2 protein-coding genes are annotated in these 908 nt (G+C 40.9%); both read right to left on the bottom strand.

All coding sequences use genetic code 11. From position 1 onward, the window contains the following. Window positions 1-59: 59 nt before the first annotated feature. Complete coding sequence (locus V7R39_RS17720) at window positions 60-509, bottom strand: DUF4265 domain-containing protein (RefSeq protein WP_334032283.1); 450 nt, start codon at window positions 507-509, stop codon at window positions 60-62. An 89-nt stretch (window positions 510-598) separates the two neighbouring features. Further along, window positions 599-883, bottom strand: a complete 285-nt coding sequence (locus V7R39_RS17715; protein ID WP_334032281.1) for a hypothetical protein — start codon at window positions 881-883, stop codon at window positions 599-601. Between the last annotated feature and the right edge of the window lie 25 nt (window positions 884-908).

Genomic DNA, 908 nt, shown 5'->3' with positions numbered 1-908 from the left:
AAGCGACAGAGCCCATGTGTTACTGTCCCAGCGAGCCCGCGAGCGACTTGAGTGGTTTGTTATGTTTCGGTGCTATGAGCACACTTTGCCTCTTCAAACTCCCAGACTCTCGCAGATTCACCTGATTCTAAAATTGAATAAGCGGTAAATATATCGGTTGAAGGTGGTACATCAATACTTAGTAACTTTGACTGGGAGCCTTCAAAAGTACAACCAATGTTTTCAAGTTTCTGCCAATATTGCCCAAATCTATCGCTTTCTAGAACTCCAGTTTCTAATTGTACTCGATAAGTTGAGTGACCTGAGCTTTCTACAATTTCTACAACCTCGGGAGTTTCGTTACCTATCGCTTTTACAACATCAAGATAGCTAAAACCATAAGCTGCGAACGGCGAGTTCTGAAGTCTGTAAAGATCGTTACCCAGAGGCTCTGCCCACATAGTTTCTGTACTGGCATTTTGAATGTTATCCGATGTCAGCGTAATACTGACTTTTACTAAATTTTCCAAAATATCTTCCGAGAAACATAACACCATTTTAAGCGGTGGGCGCGCGCTCTTCGCGAACATCCGTCTTCAAAATTTTTGTTATTTGTCATTCACTCACCTCCACCACCACAATCACTCGAAGAACCGCCTGAAGAACTTGTAGTGTCGCCTAATACGAGCGAATTATCATTATTGCCATTCACAGAATTAGACTGGCCCGAACTACTCGTTTTTGAGTGTACGATCATTAAACCAATTACTGGTAAAAACACCATTAAGACGATAAGCCAAAATTTAACAGATGTCGGATATAGTATATCTTCAACAACTCGGCTACCAACTAAGAGCAACAGTACTGAATAACCAATGCCACCTAAAACAAGTATTATTTCCACTATATATTAGTCCTCGAATGACATA

The organism is Alteromonas sp. P256 (assembly GCF_036864455.1).
Taxonomy (GTDB): domain Bacteria; phylum Pseudomonadota; class Gammaproteobacteria; order Enterobacterales; family Alteromonadaceae; genus Alteromonas.
This window is presented reverse-complemented; position numbering and strand designations above follow the sequence as displayed.